Origin of the sequence: Paenibacillus sp. PL91 (genome assembly GCF_012935325.2) — a bacterium.
GTDB lineage: Bacteria > Bacillota > Bacilli > Paenibacillales > Paenibacillaceae > Pristimantibacillus.
On sequence record NZ_JABBYG020000003.1, the window covers coordinates 352509 to 371228 of the forward strand.

The window sequence follows — 18720 nt, forward strand, 5'->3', positions numbered from 1 at the left end:
AGAATAGTTAAGGGCGACAAGCGCCCTTAACATTAACCGTTTTGTTTATTCAGTTGATTAATATTAACCAGTGAATTCTTGTACCCATTCGCCGTTCACATAACCAACGCCGATTTTAGTGAAATTAGCGCTAAGAATGTTCGCGCGGTGACCGGCACTGTTCATCCATGCCGTCATAACCTCTTGCGGCGATCTTTGACCGGAAGCAATGTTCTCACCAGCGTAGGAATAAGTTACTCCGAAAGAACGCATCATATCAAAAGGTGATCCGTAAGTCGGCGATGTGTGGCTGAAATAGTTGTTAACATCCATGTCTCTTGCTTTCTCAGTAGCTACTTTCGTAAGCAGAGCATCACTTTTCAATGCCGCTAATCCAGCCTTTGCGCGTTCTTGGTTTACCAGGTCAACGACTTGAGTTGTGAATGTGCTAGCCGTTGTACCACTTCCCGTGTTGCCGCCAGTAGTTGTTCCTGGTTTAGTCGTAGTGTCTGTTCCTGTGCTAGGCTTCGTTACCGTGCCAGTACCAGTGCCTGTGCTTGGTTTAGTTACTGTGCCAGTACCAGTGCTTGGTTTAGTCACTGTACCAGTGCCTGTACCAGGGTTCGGCTTAGTCGTTCCAGCATTTCCATTAGATCCGCCGAAAGTTGGCATTTGAATCGTACCGCCATTCATAAGCTTGCTAATATCAATACCATATTTATCTGCGATCTGTTTAATCATATCTGGGTTAATCGTGTTAACAGGGCAGTTCTGAAAGTTGGAGTATGTTTTCACAGCCGGTGCTGCACCTGCCGTTGGAGCCGTAAAACCTACGCCTGCGCCGATTACTGTTGCTGCTAGTATGCCTGCGACACCTACACGTATTGGTTGCATCTTCATGAATAATTCCTCCTATAATAAGATAAGTTTTTTTTAACTAAACGTCTGTGGGCTGAAGTCATATACAGCAGCACGTTCGTTTTGTTTGCGTGTTGTTCTTCCTGACGCCACTTATCTTACCATGGGGTTTTGGTCGTTTCATGACACAAAAACTGGCAAAGGCTTAAAAATAGCTTGCAAAACAGCACCATTACTGCTTTATGAGAATATGCTCATTACTGTTTTTAGCTGTTTTTGCTCTATATTAGAGTTGTCCGCTAGCTTTTCGCAGCTCATTTGCCAGCCGATGGATTTCATCACGCTCCGCTTTCGTGGTGGCTGCGAACCACGCGGGAGAAAGCCAAGTAGAGATGATTTTGTTAGCGTCCGCAGGACTCATTTCAACATCCCTCCAATCACGAACGAGTTCTAGGAAGGAGACTTTACTAACCGAGCTGCCTGGACATGTTTTGCCTGGATTCATTTCACGGTGAAACTTAACCTGCGCTTCTGGCAGCTTCCACATCGTCATAATGCTGCTAGTTAGCTTAACAGCCGTTGCCAGCTGCGCACCCTCAAGCTTCTCGGCGCCAACATCAAAGTTTCCGATCATTTCGAACATAAAGGGATGAATGCGATCGTTATCGGCGTCGTTATAGCCGACTGCAGATGCCGGCGCTGCCAGCAATGAACGGCCTTCCCATATATAACCGTCCGGATCGATAGTCGCATGCTGCGCAATGTCTCCCCAATTTTGGGTAATCGCATGAAATCGCCACATCGCTTGAATGATTTTCATTTTGTCTTTCGCCTTGCGATAATCAGCAATCGTTGGCTTCCATGTTCCGTGCACGTGAACCTGCGAGAACTTTACCTTTGACACGAATGGCTTCAAATAATCCATATACTCCGCATACGTGAACCTGCGAAAGTTTTTGCGTTCAACGGCCATCAAGCATCGCTCCCTTTGGTAAAATCATTGCATCATTATATGCGTCGTACAACAAACCTGAAACGGCAGACAAGCAAAAAACAAGCCACGGGGAATATACCGTGGCTTGTTTCCTGTTATAGCGGATAGCCGCTTTCAGCTCGTTACCTGCTGCCGAGCCTCACGTTGCCAACCTCTGACATAATATCAATTTGAATATCTCCGCTTCCAATTTTGCCGTCTACAACGCTTTTGGAATCATTGCTATCCGTAAAGCCATCCCATTCAACTTTGCTGCTTCCAACGTCCTTCTGAATGTGAATGGCAGCTGATTGCGGTTGTTTATCTACATTAATAGTTATATTGCCGGTATCGGATTGCAATGCGATATTATTGCGAAGCTCTTCATTCTCTATGCGAATGTTGCCTGTGTCTGTTTCGCCTTTAAAGCTGCCTACGCCATCCGTAAAGGTAACGTTGCCCGTATCCGTTTCAAACTTGACTGCATTAAAGCTATAATCCGATACCTTCAGATTGCCGGTATCCAACTCCACATTTAATTGGTCCGCTTTCAGCTGATCAATGGAAATATTGCCGGTGTCCGTTTTGATATCAACGGTATCCCACAGCTTCTCAGGCAGCTCGACCGTCAGCTTTAGATTAATGATCGAGATGCCAAAGGTGAAGTTGTTTTTTGTGTTTCCTTCAATATAGAGCGTATCGCCCTTCGAATCGGCCGTAAACACAATTTTGTCATTATATTTTTTGCTGGCGTTGCCTTCTAGTCGCAAATGAATATCGTCCGTCGTTCCACGAACAAACGTGACATTAAACGTATCGGTTTCTGCATGAATAGATTTAATCGCCGACGCATCAACCGTCTTTTCCTGCAAATAGGGATCGCCTTTAAATTTCATCAAATCATTTTTATTAAAAACAAAAAATGCGCAAAGCACTCCAACGCCAAGCATGATTAAAGCAAGAGCTGCCAGCTTTTTCATTTGTTATTCCCCTTTACAATTCTTGTGTTGAACTTCAAATATTTCAAAGTCATTTTATAGAAGGATGCTGTTAAAGCCTTTAAGCCGATGATGAGCAAAATCGTAAGCGAGCTTGTAATTAAGCCTAGCGTCAAAGCCTGAGGAAGCGTAAACGTCCCGTTCCATATGCTCTCTACGACGATTCCTACGCCTGCAATTCCAAGAGCAGCAGCAGAAGCCCATAATGCGAGGAGTACGGCAGCCAAGGCTAGGTATGGACCTAGTATAAAAATAATATTGAATAGTCCAAGGCTAACCGTTGCAAACACGGCACGTGACAGCTTCCCGAAGCTGTTGTTCGTCTCAGCCTGGCCTACCCGGTAGCCGAGCAAAAGCTCGTTTGCAATTATTCTCGGATCTCCCAGCTCGCGTGCCGCATCTTCTTCGCTCTGGCCGTTTTCAACCGCTTGTTGAAAATGAATGTAATAATCGTATAACCATTCCTTCCGCTGTGCCTCCGGTATTGCAATAAGCATGCTCTCTAGCTCCATCATATATCGATCTCTTGTCGTCATGGCTTTAATCCTTCCTCTACGATTTCGTTTACGGCTCTTGTGAAATTTTCCCATTCTGCAATAAGGTTGCGCATATGGCTCCAGCCATCTGGGGTTAAATGATAATACTTTCTCGGGGGACCTTCAGTTGATTCCTTCAAATAGGTCGAGAAGTATCCATCCTGTGTCAACCTGCTCAATAGCGGATAGACGCTGCCTACTGCTACTTCGAATTTTTCTGATATTTTGACTGCCAGCTCATAGCCGTAACGATCTCCTCTAGTTGCCAGCACCAGCACGCATATTTCAAGCACGCCCTTTTTAAATTGGATGTTCATCTCTTGTCCTCCATTAGTGAAATCGAGCGAACCTGCCTCGTCAGCTCAGTTATGAAGCATAGCTTACTATTCACTATTATAGTATAGCGCCGCGCAAAGTCCTGCTATTTTGTATAATTTACCACATACTATTCTATAATGCAAGATAGTGTGCAAAAAATAATACCTCCGAGCTTCCGGCTTGCGCCAGTCTCTCGGAGGCATTGGATATCATTAGTTCACACTGATGAACTTGCCTGTCGCTTGTGATTCGAATGCACACAAAATAACCTTGAGTGAAGCACGGCCATCTTCGCCGCTTACTGCAGGCGTTGTGTTCGTAAGAATGCTTTCCAAGAAAGCATCAACCACGCCGCTAGTCTCCTGCTTGTCATTCGTCGAGATCGCGCCAACCTTATGCTTCTCAACAGTACCGTTGCGAAGTTCAACGATCACTTGATCGTCTGGGTGCGTACCGATTTTCATAACGCCGTTCTCACACCATAGAATTGTGCTGTTGTCCTCGCCTTTGTAATAAGTCCAGCTCGCAACAAGCGTTCCGATTGCACCGCTCTTCATGCGAAGCAAGCAAGAGGCATTATCGTCTACTTCGGTGCCTTTTTTGTCAAGCGTACCAACAAAACCAGCTACCTCTGAAACCTCATCGTCAAGCATCCAGCGGATAAGGTCGGATTTGTGAACGCCAAGGTCGCCCATTGCGCCCATAATCGCTTCCGGCTTGCGGAAGAACCAGCTGTTCGCGCCATCAATGCTCCAGCCGTCTGGACCAGGGTGACCGAAGGATGTGCGGAATGTTAGTACTTTGCCAAGAATGCCTGATTTCAATACTTGCTTAGCTTTAACATGCGGCGGCATAAAGCGTTGGTTGTGGCCAACCATCAGATGAACGCCGTTTTTCTTAGCAGCCTCGATCATCGCTTCTGCTTCCTCGTCTGTTACTGCCATTGGCTTCTCAACAAGCACATGTGCGCCAGCGTTAGCTGCAGCAATGGACATCGGTGCGTGCAAGGCATTTGGCGTACATACGCTTACCGCATCCGGTTTAATCTCTGCCAGCATCGTTTCGAAATCAGCAAAGGCTTTGCCGCCATGCAGATTTGCATAAAGCTCAGCGCGCTCAATAATCGGATCTACGAAAGCAACTAGCTCAACATTCTTATGAGCCGCATATTCCGGGATGTGACGATATTTAGAAATGGAACCGCAACCTACAACTGCTACACGAACTTTAGACATAATTGATTTTCCCCTGCCTATTCAAATTAGTTTATTTGCTCAAAAAATTCGTTTTCATCCATTCCATGCTTTCCGCAACAGCTTCAAGCGGCGGGTTCGCGCATGTGTCCTGCTCAACGATAAGCCATTCAACGGATGCTTTCGAAGCAGCTTCAATGATTGGCAATAGCGGCAAATCACCGCGGCCAAGCTCAACGGTATCGATTTGCTGGCCTTTCTCGCCGCCGCGGAAATCCTTCAAGTGGAGAAGCGGCAAACGGCCTGCATATTTTGCGATGTATGCAATCGGATCTACGCCGGAGTATTGCACCCAGCCGATATCCATTTCAACCTGCAAATATTGCGGATCGATACGCTCATACATTGCGTCAAATACGATTTGCCCATCGATTTCCACTTCAAATTCGAAATCATGATTATGGTAAGCGAACGTAATGCCGGCTTCACGGAAACGCTTTCCATACTCTTCGAATTTTTGGAGATGGCCGCGCCATGCTTCCGTGTCGCGAGCGTCAGCTGGAAGCCAAGGACAAATCGCATATTTTGCACCGATCGTTTGAAGATAGGCGATTTCGTTCTCAAGGTTTCCTTCGAGCAGATGCAAACCGATGTGGCTACCGATTGCTTTCAGGTTCAGCTCTTGCAGCAGGTCGCGCATCGCTTCCGCCTTGATATCTCCGTAGCCTGCAAATTCTACGCCTTCATAGCCCATTGCGGCAACCTTGCGAAGCGTGCCTTCAAAATCCTGCGCTGTAGCGTCGCGTAATGTGTACAACTGCAAACCAACATTCATTCTTGTCATGTGAGCTGCACTCCCTTATATTTTTCATTTTGATGTATTTGATTTTGCTTTACGACTTTCATTATATCGACAGTTTCATACGAAAAACAGTTATATTATTAGCCTTTTCTTATGCGATTTTGGTCAATGCATGTTTTATAGGCTAAAAAAAGAGGAGCAGCTCATAGATAGCCAACAAAGGGCTTGACTGAGCTGCTCGCTTGTTCCTTAAATATTAATGTTAAACGCCAATTGCTTAGAATTGGAAGACAGCTTAGCCGTATTGCCGTTTACTTCGGCTTCCGCGCCTTCTATGGATACGATATCTCCGAGACCTTTCAGCGCAATCGAGAAAGGCTTGCCGCTACCGTCCACTTTGATCGCAATCGCGCTTCCTTGGCGGCTTGCCGTTACCGTTAGCTCAGTTGCGCCTTTTACATCGCGAACTATCGTTGCAGCCGTCTTGCCGTCCTCTAGGTTATGCAGCTCAAGCAGAACGCCGTCGGCATAGTCGTAATCCGGACGGACATCATTTGCTCCAAGTGCAATAATCGAGTTCGGACGAACAAATAACGGAAGGCTGAAGAAATCATATTTCTCTTTGCGCCATGATCCGCCCTCTACGATTTCGCCGGACAGCAGATGCGTCCATTTGCCCGCTGGCAAATAGTAAGTGACATGACCTTGCTCGTTAAAGATTGGAGCTACAAGCAGCGAATCGCCCAGCATATATTGACGATCAAGAATTTCACTTGTTGGATCTTCCGGGAATTCAAGCACCATCGCGCGCATGGAAGGCAAGCCAAGCTCGGTTGCTTGAACAGCCGTATTGAACAAGTAAGGCATAATGCGGCATTTCAGCTTCGTGAAGAAACGCGTTACATCTACCGCTTCCGTATCATACGCCCAAGGTACCCGGTACGATTTGCTACCGTGCAGGCGGCTGTGGCTCGACAGCAAGCCAAAGGCTAGCCAACGCTTGAATACATGCTCAGGCGCTGTATTTTCAAATCCGCCAATATCGTGGCTCCAGAAGCCAAAGCCTGAGATTCCGAGAGACAGTCCGCCGCGCAGGCTCTCTGCCATCGACTCGTAATCGGCATAGCAATCGCCGCCCCAGTGAACAGGGAATTTTTGGCCGCCGGCGGTAGCGGAGCGAGCGAACAAGGCTGCTTCGTTTTTGCCAAGCTTCTCTTCCAGCACTTCAAATACCACTTTATTATAAAGCTGCGTGTAATAGTTATGCATTTTCATCGGATCGGAGCCATCTGAATATACAACATCCGTAGGGATACGCTCGCCGAAATCGGTTTTGAAGCTGTCTACGCCCATATCTACAAGCTCGCGCAAATAGCTCGCATACCACTCGCAAGCAGCCGGATTCGTGAAATCAACAAGCGCCATGCCTGGCTGCCACAAATCCCATTGCCATACGTCTCCATTTGGCTTTTTCACTAAATAGCCGTTTTGCTTGCCTTCCTCGAACAAGCGCGAGCGCTGCGCGATATAAGGATTGATCCATACGCAAATTTTGAGCCCTTTTGCTTTCAAGCGTGCAAGCATGCCGACTGGGTCTGGGAATACACGCTCGTCCCATTTGAAATCCGTCCAGTGGAATTCGCGCATCCAGAAGCAGTCGAAGTGGAATACATGCAGCGGCAAGTCGCGTTCTGCCATGCCGTCGACGAAAGAATTAACCGTTGCTTCGTCATAGTTAGTCGTGAATGATGTCGTCAGCCATAGGCCAAACGTCCAAGCTGGCGGCAGCGATGGCTTGCCCGTCAAATCGGTATATCTGTTAAGGACATCCTTCATGCTAGGACCGTCAATAATGAAATATTCGAGTGATTCTCCCGTTACGCTGAACTGTACTTTTTTCACTTTCTCCGATGCGATCTCGAAAGATACGAGCTCGGGATGATTGACGAATACGCCATAGCCCTTGTTCGTGATGTAGAAAGGTACGTTTTTGTAAGCTTGCTCGGAGCTTGTGCCACCGTCTTTGTTCCAAAGATCAACGACTTGGCCGTTTCTTACGAATGGCGTAAAGCGCTCGCCTAAGCCATAAACCCATTCACCTACACCAACATCAAGCTCCTCGCGCATAAATGTGCTTCCGTTGTTCTCTTTAATGTAAGCCATCGATTTTTGCGTGCTGCCCGTAATGCGCTCGCCGCCGCGGTAGAAATCAACTGCCCATACCGGGCCTTTACGTATATGAACGCTTAGATTGCCGCTAGTAAGGACGGCCTCGTTTTCGTTTTCTTCAATAACGACATGATCGCCGGTTTGCGAGGACAGCTCGAATGCCGGACCGCGTTCCACGACGCCTGCATTATGCACGAGCTTAACGCCGATGATGCCTGGCAGCGGTGAATGAAAATGAACCGTCAACAGCATCGTATCCAGCATATTTGAACGCGTAACGATTGGCTGGGGAGATGCGTAAGCTGTCAGCTTACCGTCATTTTGCTCAAAATCATGGACCTGTACGGCTCCTAATACTTTGTATTCATCACGAATGAGCCAGTTACCGTCTGTAAATTTCATGGACTGAACCAACCTTCCTGTTTTGTTTTATTTGCTTTCCTACATAATTGCATTATACTGATAATTAATCGAACTAATCTAACAAAATCATGCTCATCTATAGCACTATTCTGACGAAATGCCTCTCTGGGAGCCATTCATCATGAATCAAACATAGGAGGCACTTGCGAAATGGATCAAACAACGCGTCATGCTTTAAAGGAAGACCGTCTACACGGCGACAACATGTTCCCGCTAGCAGCCTATTGGATTGAACATCATGAAGCTGGTGTCCCCGTTCTCGAATGCCACTGGCATGCTGAGGCTGAATTTTTTTATGTGCTTGAGGGTGAAGTGCTCTTTCAGGTTGATACCGAGTATTTTCCTGTCCGGGCAGGCGAGGCCGTCTTCATTGATGGCGGGGATATTCACGCCGGACACGCTCTTGGCGATAAAGCATGTTCGTTTTGCGCGATCGTGTTCGATACACATTTGCTTGCCAGCGCAAGCTATGATGCCGTGCAAGAGCGCTATATTTCACCGCTTCAGGACAAGAAAAGAACGTTCCCGAGACATATTCAGCCTAATACGGATTGGGAACGAGCGCTGCTACATCATTTGCAAAGCATTATGAGCGTTTACGAAAGCCAGCCGCCCGGCCTTGAGACCGCGGTGAAGGGACGCTTCTACCTGATGCTTCACGAAATCGCTGCGGTAGGCGCCTGCTGCAACCGCAGCGAGACAAGCACGGCTGACACAACTAAGATTGATAGGCTGAAGAAAGCCATCGTCTATATGCAGCAAAACTTTCACAGGCCCATTCGAATCGCGGAAATCGCCGATCAAATTCCGATGAGCGAGGGACAATTTTGCCGTTTCTTCAAGACGATGACCAGACAGACACCGATCGAGTATTTGAATGCTTATCGGATTAGGCAAGCTACCGAGCTGCTGCTAAGGCCCGAGCTCAAAATATCGGCGGTTGCGCTTGATGTCGGATTTGATCACATTAGTTACTTCGTTAAAGTATTTCGCAAACTGATGAAATGTACACCTTCGCATTTCCGCAAAAAACAGCTCGAAGCGCTCGAACGACGAATATAACGAGCTAATAAGCGGTATTGAGATGGCTATTTGACAAAAGTTACAGCTTTGTAACCAAATACTCACCGAATTTTAAGAATTATTTAATAATTGTCAGTTACACTATAAAAAAAAATCCTTCGCGGGATGGAGGTCCATACTATGAAAACAATGCTGATGTTCCAAAATAAATCGATACCTGTCTATTTAACCGATACGAATAAACAAGCGATTGAAAAGCTGACCGCAGTGCTTAACCGCAAGCTGGCAACAGGCAAAAATGCTTTGAAAACATGTATTAAATCATTGATTAGCGTAGAAATTGTAGGCAGTGAAGCAACGCTTCATTCTTATTTTGAGCGCGATACGCTAACCATTTCTCTTTATTAAACCGATCCTATCCTAAAACCAGCAGATACGGCTGTCGCCTGCATTGGGCACAGTACATGTTTAGCGGCGAAATATAAGCTTTCCAATAGGGTGCTCCGCAAGATCTTCTCAGATCTTACGGGGCACCCTATTTGTTTATTTTTAATAGTAAACTTTAAAGTTGTGTACTTAACTTGCAGATTATATAATAGGAGCAAACCGAAAGGAATGAGGAGCTTTCCATGAATATCGAGGTTACGAGCCATAACATTAAATTTCTTGAATGCTTTGCATCGGATACAAGAATCAAAATCATTGAGCTGTTGAATATCAAGCCCATGAACATTAAAGATTTGGCAGAAGCGCTTGGCATTTCATCGGCTATCGTCACCAAGCATATTCAAAAACTTGAGGAAGCTTTAATTGTGACGACAGAGAGTGTCCCAAGCACGAGAGGCCGCCAAAAAATTTGCCATCTGACGCTTGATTCCGCAACGCTGCAATTCCGCGTGAAGGAGAAAAAGGATCAAAACCGTTATGCCGTATCGATTCCGATAGGCCAATACTCCTCTTATGAGGTAAAGCCGACCTGCGGACTGTCATCAGACACAAAAATTATCGGAATGGTCGACGACCCGCGCTACTTCTCTGATCCCGAGCGTATGAAAGCATGCCATCTATGGTTCGGCAGCGGCTATATCGAATATCGTATCCCCAATTACTTGGTTGGCAAACAGAGCGTCAGAAGCATTTCCATCTCGCTTGAGATTTGCTCAGAGGCACCACACTATAATGAAAATTGGCCATCTGACCTTTCTTTTTATTTGAATGATGTTTGTTTAGGCGTATGGACCTGTCCGGGCGACTTTGGAGCGGTAAAGGGCGTATATACCCCGGCTTGGTGGGAGCTCGGAACACAGCATGGCTTGCTTAAGCAGATCACCATCGACTCGGAGGGCTCCTACATCGACGGCATTCGGATGTCTGATCGGACCGTAACGGATCTCGCTGTTGAATACGGGGAAGATATCAGATTCCGGATAAGCGCACCGGAAACGGCTACCCATAGCGGAGGCTTAAGCATGTTCGGCAAGCAATTCGGCAATTATGATCAGGATATTCAGGTCTATATCGCTTATTAAGAATATGGCTGATTCGATTCGTACGAAGATTTTGATCGTTTGTCTTATATGCAACAAAGAAGGAGATGCACAGGACCTGTGCATCTCCTTCTATTAATACCATTATTCCGACGGTGCCGACTGCTGCTCTTCCTGCGGCAGCCTGCCGCCACCTCGGCCTCCTCCGAATCCGCCGGTGCGAATCGTAATCGACTCGGCCACCTGCGTATCATCCTTAAGCATAACGGACAAAATATCATCCGACTTCAGATCCGCAAGCGCGGCTTCCTTTTCCACCATTTGCTCGTTCTCGAAAGTAACGGAAACTATTTTTGTCGTATCCGTTACTTGAATGTCTACCGTCTCGTCTGTGAACATGGCACCCCTGCCGCCTTCTGGAGCAGTTCCATCTCCTGCGGGAGCTTGCGGGCGTTCACCAGCTGCTGGTTGTTCGCCGCTTGCAGGCGGCTGCTGTCCCTCATCACCAGCAGGCATTTCGCCAGTGCCGTCTCCTTGCGGAGGTCCGCCTTGTCCCATCGCCGACTTGTAGAGCGTGATCGTCTGCCCGTCAATCGACTTCACTTTTCCCATTAAATCCGCTTGTGCGCCCATTTGCCCTGCGCCTACGCTTGAGACCTTTGGCTGCGCTCCGCCATTTGCTCCATTTTGCTGCAATTCTCCTGCAGCATCTGTTTGTGCTTCGGCCGCCGATTGCTCCTCCTGCGCTCCGCAGCCCGCTAAAGCGGCAGCGATAACAACCGCGCTAAGCATCACTTTCCATTTGTTCATATCGTTCATCTCCTATGAATACGATTAATATTCCTTATCATGTTCATAATGAATACTAGCATTCGATTATGAACCAGAGATGAACAAAAACTAAATCATAGATAAAGATTGCTAGCCGAGCGACCGCCGCTTCCAGTTGCCCGATATAAACAGAATCGTGCCGACCCAGCCGCAAATCGAAGCTATAATTAATAGAACCGACAAGGATACGCTAGTTGAAAGCGACGCACTGAGGATAGGGCCAAGCGTACCGCGAACTCCGAACAGCATCAAATGCAGCCCGAACACCATCGCCTCGCGGCCCGGCGCTAACCGGAAGACAAATGCCAATATGCCAATATCCCAAATCGCTTCCCCGATTCCTTGAATCGCATTTCCTGTAATGACTGCAGCATAGCTGCCCCATAATCCATAGAGCATCGGCACGACCGCATATGCAGCAATGCCGAATATCAGCGTATATTTAATATTGATCCGATCGATCATCCAGCCCGCAATCAAAAAGGTAAGCAGCAGCGCTGTAAAATAAGCTACCCGGGCAAAGCCAATTTGTACATTGGTCAGCTCTAGTACATCGACCTGAATAATTTGATAGAGCGGATTTGCTAGCATATTGCCAAAGCCTGAGAATGTAGTAGCCGCTAAAAAAACAGCAAGCGTTCGATTTTCTTTAACGAGCTTCCATTGCTCCTGCAGTGGAAAACCGCCCTTTTTCAGAACAGCTGGCTTTGCCTCCGCCTTTTTGTCTGGCAGCCTTAACGTGTTAAATAAGCCTATCGAAAGCAAGCCTGTAATAGAAGCAGCTATAAGCGCACCCGAAGGGCCAAAGGCATCCGACCAGCTTCCGACAATGTAAGCGAGCGGAATCATGATGATCCCCATCGCTACCCGCACGTAGCCCATCAATCTGCCCCGCAAGTCGGATGGATACATTCGCGATACGAGCGCCGCATACGCAGGAGCCTGAATGCCCATCAACAATTGAAATAGAAGCGCCGCGACCACATAAACGGATGGATAGGCAAAAAACGCAGGCAGCAGCAGAAGCAGCCTACCGATCGCATTGGGTATAATGACGAACGGCCGCGGATTATTCGCTTTCTCGATCCAATTCGCCCAAAAAGGTGAAAACAATAAACCAACAGCTGGTGCAGCCGACAACAAGCCCACTTGAAAATTGGTTGCGCCCTGCTGAATCGCAAATGCGATATAAAATTGATTCAAGACGACATTAAATAAGCTGAATAAACAGGATGCGCCAAGATCGATGCGGGCGTTTCGCCATACGTCTACGCTCATTGGCATTCCGAATTTTAAAATGCGCGAGCTTGCTTTGGCCTCGGGTTTCATGTGGGTAGCTACCTTCTTCTGTTTGTTTGTGTACACGCTTTAGAGGACCCTTTGCGCCGCAAAGGATCCTCTCTTGCACTTCATTTGATTGGATATTACTACACTCCTACCCATTTGTACAGCATTAGTTGGAAGGAGCTTTTGCAGCTTTTGACGAGCGTTCCTTCGCACGGTTCTTCCTAATATTCCGGTAGTATGATAGACTTTTTCTCAAACGGTTAAAGCCATTTTCATATTAATTGGAGGGTACTACGTGAGTATAGCAATAGGAATTGATATTGGAGGCACAAAAATAGCATTCGGATTCGTAGATGAGCAAGGTGCCGTTATTGCCAAAGGCTCGCTCAAAACCGACCTTTCAGTCGCCCCAGAGGAGATGCTTGCAAGAGTAGCCGATGCGGTTAAGCAGCTAGCCGAGCAAAACGGGCTGTCGATTGAATCGTTAAAAGGAGTTGGCGTAGGTGCGCCTGGCCCGCTCAATACGCAAAAAGGCGAGCTTACCTGCCCGCCGAACTTAAAAAGCTGGTGGGGCTTCCCTGTCGTACAATCGCTTAAAGCACATTTGCCTCTCCCTATCAAAATGGAGAACGACGCTACCGCTGCTGCGCTTGCGGAGAAATGGATCGGGGCTGCACAGGATTCGGACCATTTCATCTTCATTACGATAAGCACAGGTATTGGCGCCGGCATCTTCATGCACGGCAAGCTGCTTACCGGATCAACAGGCAATGCGGGCGATGCCGGCTTCATGCTCGTTGATCAAGCAGGCACGCCATGGGAAGTGGTAGCCTCCGGCACAGCCGTTGCCCGTCAAGCGACGGAGCTGCTCGGCCGTGACGTTTCTTCCAAAGAAGCCTTTGAGCTGGCGGCGCAAGGCGATCCGCAAATGTCTGAGCTCGTGAACCGCGTGTTTACTTCAATCGGCATGGGCTGCGTATCGCTCATCAATATTCTCGATCCGAACAAAGTCGTCATCGGCGGCGGCGTTTCGCAGGTCGGAGAGCCGCTTTTTGCAGCAGTGAGGGATTACGTGTCCAAAAACGCGCTTAATCCATCAGGCAGGCAAGCCGCTATCGTTCCCGCATTGCTGCAGCAGGATGCAGGATTAATCGGCGCAGCCGCGCTGATTCAGCAAACGTACTAGTAAATAAGGGCAGTTCTTTTAAGGTTATTAACCTTAAAGGACTGCCCTTTCTTATCGCTTGCTGCGCTCATCCACGGCTACTGACTTTTTGCGCGTTGCTCCCATGGGAAGAGATCTATTTTTTAGATCTATTTTTGTCAAACTAGACTATTTCGCAGAAATACGTCTAGAAAATAGACTTATTCCTGTGCTCATCCTATCCAATCTCCGCTTTTGCGCCGCTCCAGCGGAAATAGATCTACTTTGTAGATCTATTTTAATCAAACTAGCCCGATCCGCAGAAATACGTCTAGAAAATAGACTTATTCCGGTCCCACTATTAGCGCCATTGCGCCGCTTTGTCTAACAGGACTACTTCACTTTTTTGCTAAGTCTGGCGAAGTCCGTTTAAATAAGTTTGGATTGTCATTTTTAAGCTTTCATCAATGGCATGAGGCATCCCAAAGCCCCCCTTCTGCTCAATAGAGGCAAAGCCGTGCAAAAAGCTTCGTAATCCCCGCACGATGTGTATCGATTGATCGCGATCCAGCTTATAATAGCTTAGCGTCTGCACCAACAGGTCAACCAGCTGCTGTCCGGCAGTAGCATATTCGGCCTCATCGGCATCCGGCGAGCGCAAAGTCAGTTCATATAAGCCCGGATGCTTCCGTGCAAAAGCGATATAAGCCGACGCTATCGCATGGATGGCCTCATCGCCGCTAACATCCTTTAATGCTTCATTAATAGAAGCCGCCAATTTCTTCAAACCGTACACGGCAAGCTGAATACGCAATCCATTCAAGCCGCTCACATGGTTGTATAATGAAGGCGAACGAACCCCAAGCTTCTGTGCAAGCGATGCAAGTGTAACCTCTTCTATGCCTTGCTCATCCGCAATTGCTGCTGCCTCTTCCACGATAGTGAGCAAATCCAGTCCTCTTCTAGGTGACAAGGTGAACCCCCCTTTTAACTTTCTATTTTGCCAAAGACCGTTCCGCTGCTTGAATCGCTTTTTCAATCAGCTGCTGCGGCTGCAGCACCATGTTGCCATGGCCCGCTGCGAGCAGCGAAGGCTTCAAATCTCTTAGTCGACGCGCCGTTTCGAGACTTGTTCGTTTATCCCAAGTTGCCATGGCGGGAAAAGGAAACAACAGCTTCAGCTGCCCAGATACCGCCACACCAGCGCGTGTCTGAAAGGCATCTCCAACGATCAAAATGTCGTTTCTCGTATCAAGAAACGCCATCGAGCCGGGCGTATGCCCTGGCGCTGCAACCGCAAGCAAGGAGCCGACGCGATCGCCATCCTGCAGCAGAACATCCGGCTTCGTGCGAACCTTCTTCGGTACGCCGCCGCGAATCGGAGCGCTTGGCTCGCCCTCCTCCAGCGAACGGTCTCCTTCAAGCAGTTTTGCATCCCTTTTGGAAATGAACACCTGGGCCGCTGGAAGCCGTTCCTTTAATCCATCGAGGGAGCCGATATGGTCTTCATGAGCATGCGTCAGCACAATACGATTGATGGGTTTGCCCAACTGCTCAGCTGCTTGAAGAATAGCCTTGACGTTATTCGGCAGCGCTGCATCCACAAGCGTAATACCGTCTTCTTCCTCAACCAAGTAGCAATTAACCGGAAACACATTTGGCAAATACGTCAGCTGTACAACCGTTTTCTCACGAGTCATTCTCATTCTAATCGGCCCCCTCAAATTAAAAACTAATACCGTTAGTTTTATAATAAACTAATGGTATTAGTTTTTGCAAGCCCAAATTTATAATTTCTTTTCGCTTAAGAGAAATGCTTCAATTTCCGCCTTGTCAGGAATCGAGGATTGGGCCCCGGCCTTCGTAACAGCGAGCGCTGCAGCAGCAGCGGCAAACGTCAAAGCCTGCTGAGCAGGCAGGCCATCAGCGCTTGCTGCCGTATAGGCGCCAAAGAACGTATCGCCTGCTGCTGTCGTATCCACCGGCTTTACTCGGAAGGCTGGAATCGCCGCTGATTCACCCTGATCATTTTCATAAAAGCAGCCCTTCTCGCCTAGTGTAATAATGACGCTGTTTGTCCCTTTACCCAGAATCCATGCCGCAGCCTCCTTGGCAGAGGAAACATCGCTTACCGCCAAGCCAGAGATGACTGCCGCCTCTGTTTCATTAATAATAAGGGTATGTATAAGCGGGAATACAGGCTCTGGAATAGGCCTTGCGGGAGCAGGGTTATAAAATACTTTGACGCCATTGCTGTTTGCGCTGCCCATCACGGACAAATTCGTCTCCCATGGTATCTCATTTTGAAGCAGCACCGCATACACATCCGTCCAGTTCCCCGCGCCTGCTGCCGCATCATCCGCCGTAAGCTGTCCGTTCGACCCCTCTGACAAAATAATATAGTTCTCGCCTTCTTCGTTAACCGTAATAATGGCGAAACCTGAAGTGCCTTTCTTTCGTAATACTTGGTCTGTGGCAATTCCATTATTTTGCAAGGCATTAATCAGCGTCTCTGCAAAAGGGTCCTCGCCAACAGCGCCAACCATAGCGCAATTGCCGCCAGCGCGAGCTGCCGCAACCGCTTGATTGGCACCCTTGCCGCCTGGAAAAAAAGAAGTTGCTGTACTAGGAATCGTTGCTCCCGGCAATGGAAAGCTTTTCACATTGCTGACGATATCCATATTGATGCTTCCAACGACGAGCAGCTTTTTCATCAATCGCTCAATCCCTTCCATGTTCGAGTTATCCTATTGTCATGTTTCAAGCATGAAACTATTTTAACAGAAGGAGCAAATATTGACATGATTACCGCTTTTATCATTGGCTGTGAAATTGGTTTTTGGGTATTTGTGCTTGCCGGACTGTTATTCCGCTATATTTTTAAGTTAAAGCTGCTAGGCACTCTCTTCCTGCTAGCTACCCCTCTTATCGATCTGGCGCTCGTTATCGCAACTGTTTATGATCTGCGCGGCGGTGCTGAAGCTACGTTCGCCCACAGTCTTGCAGCCGTATACATTGGCGTTTCCATCGCCTTCGGGCATCGGATGATCAAATGGGCGGATGAGCGATTCGCACATCGCTTCGCTGGCGGTCCCGCCCCTGCCGGCAAGCCGAAATACGGTACGGAGCATGCCCGATATGAACGGAATGGATGGCTGCATCATCTGCTTGCATGGGCGATCGGCTCCATCATCCTATACGGCATGATTTGGATGGTCGGAGATCCAGCGCGAACGGAAGCTTTATTTCATACGCTTCGTCTCTGGTCGCTCGTGCTCGGCATTGATTTTCTTATCAGCTTCAGCTATACGCTATGGCCGCGCAAAAAAAAAGCAGTATCCTAATAGCCAGGATACTGCTTTTTTCCCTTTTCTTGCCCGCGCTTATCTAGTAATGAGCTGCTCGCGGCTAGGTCCTACAGATATACTTCCGACTCTTACGCCGACGGCTGCTTCCACGAAATTAACATATTGCTGCGCTGCCTCCGGCAATTGCTCGAAGCTGCGCACGTGAGAAATGTCGCATTTCCAGCCTGGAAGTCGCTCTAGTACCGGCTTTGCCGAATCAAGCTTTGCCGTAACCGGGAAGTGCTCCATTACGATTTGACCGTCCAGCTCATAACCCGTACATACAGGAATCTCATCTAAGTAGCCAAGCACGTCGAGATTGGTCAGCGCTACCTCGGTAGCTCCTTGGAGCATGCAGCCATAGCGGGTAGCCACCGCATCAAACCAACCCATCCGGCGCGGTCTTCCCGTCAATGCGCCAAATTCTCCTGCATCTCCGCCCAATCGGCGCAGCTCGTCAGCTTCAGCGCCATTCAGCTCGCTTACGAACGGCCCCGCTCCTACGCAGCTGGAATAAGCTTTGACCACCGCAATAATTCGCGTAATCGCATAAGGCGGCAAGCCCGCTCCTATCGGTGCGAAGCCAGCAAGCGTTGAGGAGGAAGTCGAATACGGATAGATGCCATGATCCGGATCACGCAGCGCGCCAAGCTGTCCTTCCAGCAAAATCGACTCTCCATTCCGATAAGCGTCATGAAGCAGCTTGCTCGTATCGCAAACGAAAGACCGCAGCTTCTCCGCTTGCTCAAGAAGCTCAGGCAGAAGGTCTCGCGCGTTTATCGGCTTGCGGTTATAAAGCTGCTCAAGCAGTACATTTTTGGCTGCCAATGATTGTTCCAGTCGCTGTAGCAGCCGCTCTTCATCGTACAGTTCCGCTACCTGAACGCCAAGCTTTGCATATTTATCTGCATAGAACGGTGCAATCCCTCGCTTCGTTGACCCGAAGCTTGCAGCACCAAGCCGCTCCTCCTCCAGCTCATCGAACAGCCTATGAAAAGACAATACAACCTGAGCGCGCTCAGATATAACAATTCGTGGCACAGGCACGCCTCTGGCGAGCAGTTCATCACGCTCACGCAGCAGAACGTCGATGTCCAAAGCTGTTCCAGGGCCAATGACATTCGTAATTTCCGGATAAAAAACGCCCGATGGCAGCATGTGAAGCGCAAATTTCCCGTAGCTGTTAATAATCGTATGGCCTGCATTGCTTCCTCCCTGATAACGCACGACATAGGAAGATTTTGCAGCGAGCGCGTCCGTCATTTTGCCCTTTCCTTCATCTCCCCAATTCGCTCCCACTATTGCCGTTACCGTCATACCAATCGCCTCCCGATCTTGTTTTGACCCTGCAA

Annotated in this window: 19 protein-coding genes; 5 read left to right on the forward strand and 14 right to left on the reverse strand. The window is 48.2% G+C overall.

The features are described from left to right. Positions 1-63: 63 nt before the first annotated feature. The 8 genes from HI950_RS10335 to yicI all read right to left on the reverse strand — a co-directional run bounded on the left by HI950_RS10335 (position 64) and on the right by yicI (position 8228). Complete coding sequence (locus tag HI950_RS10335) at positions 64-879, reverse strand: CAP domain-containing protein (protein WP_169083713.1); 816 nt, start codon at positions 877-879, stop codon at positions 64-66. Positions 880-1123: 244 nt separating this feature from the next. Continuing rightward, positions 1124-1810, reverse strand: a complete 687-nt coding sequence (locus tag HI950_RS10340; RefSeq protein ID WP_169083712.1) for a peptidoglycan recognition protein family protein — start codon at positions 1808-1810, stop codon at positions 1124-1126. A gap of 143 nt (positions 1811-1953) precedes the next feature. Further along, positions 1954-2790, reverse strand: a complete 837-nt coding sequence (locus tag HI950_RS10345; RefSeq protein ID WP_169083711.1) for a DUF4097 family beta strand repeat-containing protein — start codon at positions 2788-2790, stop codon at positions 1954-1956. Then, a complete protein-coding gene (locus tag HI950_RS10350; protein WP_169083710.1) occupies positions 2787-3344 on the reverse strand; it encodes an HAAS signaling domain-containing protein in 558 nt (185 codons plus the stop codon). Before HI950_RS10350 ends, HI950_RS10345 begins: the two co-directional genes overlap by 4 nt. Next, the gene (locus HI950_RS10355) at positions 3341-3661 is read right to left on the reverse strand and encodes a PadR family transcriptional regulator (RefSeq protein WP_169083709.1); all 321 of its coding nucleotides are present in this window, start codon (positions 3659-3661) and stop codon (positions 3341-3343) included. The genes HI950_RS10350 and HI950_RS10355 overlap by 4 nt, the downstream gene beginning before the upstream one ends. Positions 3662-3874: 213 nt before the next feature. Next, a complete protein-coding gene (locus HI950_RS10360) occupies positions 3875-4897 on the reverse strand; it encodes a Gfo/Idh/MocA family protein (protein WP_169083708.1) in 1023 nt (340 codons plus the stop codon). 31 nt (positions 4898-4928) lie between these two features. Then, a complete protein-coding gene (locus HI950_RS10365) occupies positions 4929-5699 on the reverse strand; it encodes a sugar phosphate isomerase/epimerase family protein (protein ID WP_169083707.1) in 771 nt (256 codons plus the stop codon). A gap of 207 nt (positions 5700-5906) precedes the next feature. Continuing rightward, positions 5907-8228 (reverse strand): alpha-xylosidase, encoded by a 2322-nt coding sequence (yicI, locus tag HI950_RS10370; protein WP_169083706.1) that lies wholly within the window; start codon positions 8226-8228, stop codon positions 5907-5909. Between the two features lie 171 nt (positions 8229-8399). Here yicI and HI950_RS10375 point away from each other — a divergent pair, with 171 nt between their 5' ends. The 3 genes from HI950_RS10375 (at position 8400) to HI950_RS10385 (ending at position 10801) form a co-directional block, all read left to right on the forward strand. Then, a complete protein-coding gene (locus tag HI950_RS10375) occupies positions 8400-9311 on the forward strand; it encodes an AraC family transcriptional regulator (RefSeq protein WP_169083705.1) in 912 nt (303 codons plus the stop codon). A gap of 141 nt (positions 9312-9452) precedes the next feature. Then, positions 9453-9680, forward strand: coding sequence for a 3-dehydroquinate dehydratase (locus HI950_RS10380; RefSeq protein WP_169083704.1), 228 nt, complete (start codon positions 9453-9455; stop codon positions 9678-9680). 221 nt (positions 9681-9901) lie between these two features. Further along, complete coding sequence (locus tag HI950_RS10385) at positions 9902-10801, forward strand: ArsR/SmtB family transcription factor (protein WP_169083703.1); 900 nt, start codon at positions 9902-9904, stop codon at positions 10799-10801. 102 nt (positions 10802-10903) lie between these two features. Here the strand turns inward: HI950_RS10385 and HI950_RS10390 are convergent, their stop codons facing one another. Both HI950_RS10390 and HI950_RS10395 read right to left on the reverse strand, forming a co-directional pair. Then, a complete protein-coding gene (locus HI950_RS10390; protein WP_169083702.1) occupies positions 10904-11569 on the reverse strand; it encodes a hypothetical protein in 666 nt (221 codons plus the stop codon). Between the two features lie 111 nt (positions 11570-11680). Then, positions 11681-12919: an MFS transporter gene (locus HI950_RS10395; RefSeq protein ID WP_169083701.1), complete on the reverse strand. Its 1239-nt coding sequence runs from the start codon at positions 12917-12919 to the stop codon at positions 11681-11683. 253 nt (positions 12920-13172) lie between these two features. Here HI950_RS10395 and HI950_RS10400 point away from each other — a divergent pair, with 253 nt between their 5' ends. Continuing rightward, positions 13173-14063, forward strand: a complete 891-nt coding sequence (locus tag HI950_RS10400) for an ROK family protein (RefSeq protein ID WP_169083700.1) — start codon at positions 13173-13175, stop codon at positions 14061-14063. 367 nt (positions 14064-14430) lie between these two features. On the opposite strand, the gene HI950_RS10405 is transcribed toward HI950_RS10400, so the two are convergent. The 3 genes from HI950_RS10405 to rbsK form a co-directional block, all read right to left on the reverse strand. Next, positions 14431-14994, reverse strand: coding sequence for a TetR/AcrR family transcriptional regulator (locus HI950_RS10405; RefSeq protein ID WP_169083699.1), 564 nt, complete (start codon positions 14992-14994; stop codon positions 14431-14433). Positions 14995-15016: 22 nt separating this feature from the next. Beyond that, positions 15017-15727 carry an MBL fold metallo-hydrolase gene (locus tag HI950_RS10410; RefSeq protein ID WP_169083698.1) on the reverse strand — a complete coding sequence of 237 codons (711 nt, stop codon included), beginning with the start codon at positions 15725-15727 and terminating at the stop codon, positions 15017-15019. An 81-nt stretch (positions 15728-15808) separates the two neighbouring features. After that, on the reverse strand, positions 15809-16756 hold the full coding sequence (gene rbsK, locus HI950_RS10415) for a ribokinase (protein ID WP_317618328.1): 948 nt from the start codon (positions 16754-16756) through the stop codon (positions 15809-15811). Positions 16757-16822: 66 nt separating this feature from the next. Between rbsK and HI950_RS10420 the strand changes: the two genes are divergently transcribed. Then, complete coding sequence (locus tag HI950_RS10420) at positions 16823-17365, forward strand: hypothetical protein (RefSeq protein WP_169083697.1); 543 nt, start codon at positions 16823-16825, stop codon at positions 17363-17365. 39 nt (positions 17366-17404) lie between these two features. On the opposite strand, the gene HI950_RS10425 is transcribed toward HI950_RS10420, so the two are convergent. Further along, a complete protein-coding gene (locus HI950_RS10425; RefSeq protein ID WP_169083696.1) occupies positions 17405-18685 on the reverse strand; it encodes an adenylosuccinate synthase in 1281 nt (426 codons plus the stop codon). Positions 18686-18720 lie beyond the last annotated feature (35 nt).